Here is a 328-nt window from a genome sequence, read left to right as displayed (position 1 = left end):
CTGAGCTGCGAGACCGGCACACAGACATCCGAAGACCAGCCTTTGGCGTTTGGCCTTTGCGATACGACAGCATAAAACGCGTTGTGGCGCGCTTTCCAGAGGCGATTGCGTTCTTCAGAGGCGTTGGCCCACTCGAAATCCTTGCCGCCATGGTCTTCCACAATGGCGGACACCATATCGACCTGCTCCTGAACGCCGGCGGGCGAGCCGTATCTCCCCTGCATGCCGGGCCAGGATGTGAGCGTGCGGCGCGTCCGTTCGTCCACGCAATCGACCGTGGTCGACGCGGCCGAAAAAATCCTCGACGCCACCCATACGCATTTCACGC

At 61.3% G+C, this 328-nt stretch carries 1 pseudogene; it reads right to left on the bottom strand.

The window, feature by feature from the left end:
* A pseudogene (locus EN804_RS35725) lies at positions 1-212 on the bottom strand (FAD-linked oxidase C-terminal domain-containing protein); the annotation flags it as partial.
* Positions 213-328 lie beyond the last annotated feature (116 nt).

The sequence above is a fragment of the Mesorhizobium sp. M8A.F.Ca.ET.161.01.1.1 genome (assembly GCF_004792105.1).
Taxonomy (GTDB): domain Bacteria; phylum Pseudomonadota; class Alphaproteobacteria; order Rhizobiales; family Rhizobiaceae; genus Mesorhizobium.
This window is presented reverse-complemented; position numbering and strand designations above follow the sequence as displayed.